Source organism: Alcanivorax profundi (assembly GCF_003597125.1).
In the GTDB taxonomy this organism is placed as follows: Bacteria; Pseudomonadota; Gammaproteobacteria; order Pseudomonadales; family Alcanivoracaceae; genus Alcanivorax; species Alcanivorax profundi.
Window position 1 is genome coordinate 1 of the sequence record NZ_QYYA01000048.1, and the last position, 723, is coordinate 723.

Annotated in this window: 1 pseudogene; it reads right to left on the minus strand. The window is 45.9% G+C overall.

Going from position 1 to position 723, the window contains the following annotated elements:
- Positions 1-204: 204 nt before the first annotated feature.
- Positions 205-723, minus strand: a pseudogene (locus D4A39_RS19005) (IS1380-like element IS615 family transposase); the annotation flags it as partial.

Below are 723 nucleotides of genomic sequence, written 5' to 3' on the forward strand. Positions count from 1 at the left end.
ATAAAAATAGGAAATGATTATGAAAAAGATATACCTTAAATCCGCAACTCCATTCCCGAAGTGCTACCTACATAAAGAGAAATGGACTTTTGATTCGTAAGATAACCATTAAGTCCTCGCGTCCGTTTCAATGCGCATACCATCCCCTTACCCCATAAAGCGACTTGAGGCAATACGCAATCAGTGGCCATCAAGTGATGTAAATCATCCGGAAGAAGTTTTGAAGGCTTCTGCATATGCATGGTTGTCGGTGTAGATATTCAGCACACATTGCCTTGCGGTCTTAATCCACTTGGCAGGTACTGAAATGAATTTGAAGACAAACGTCTTGATACGGCTGGTTTCCTTGAGCCCGAACTTCTTCACTTCAATCCTTTGCATGATGGCCTTGTAGAAATTGCGTATCAGTGCCGTCAGGAGCAGGAACACGGTATTTTCCGCCATGAAGGATTTAGGCAGTCTGTCCCATCCAAACCCATTGTTCATGTCATCAAAGACGCGTTCCTTGCCACCGCGCATGTTATAGAACTCCACGATGTCCCTCATGGATGATTCGTAATCGTTGGTCAGGATGCAGCGGTATGTATATTCCCCCTCCCACAGGTCCGGTCCACTGCCCATGCGTCTCTGTCTCTGGATTACCAGGCGATACGGTTTGCCCTTCCACTTCTCAACGAGAATGGAGTTCAACTCAAACACGACGCCGTTTATCTCTTCCTTCTT